Genomic DNA, 253 nt, shown 5'->3' on the forward strand with positions numbered 1-253 from the left:
GGAGTAAGGCGGGCGGCAGCCAGGAACCGCTTGGCCTGCTGCTTGCCCACAGTGCGCATCGCAGCTTCGTGCGTTTCGGGCGTAATGGCGATTGCGAGGGCCCGACGGTCTGAGGGGTGCGCCTGCCGGGTTACGTGGCCGGCACGTTCCAGCCGGTCCAGCAGCTTGGTGGTTGACGCCGTCGAGATGTTCAGGTGGGAGGCTATCGCTCCGGGCGTGGCGATGACGCCATGGTTGGCGCAGACAATCAGGT

The 253-nt window shown here is 66.4% G+C and carries 1 protein-coding gene; it reads right to left on the reverse strand.

What is annotated here, in order from left to right:
* Positions 1-253 (reverse strand): MarR family transcriptional regulator (locus tag ACPYOG_RS20065; RefSeq protein ID WP_481295857.1); only part of this gene is annotated, 253 nt, incomplete at both ends.

This window comes from Leifsonia sp. HAY1-4F (genome assembly GCF_056755275.1).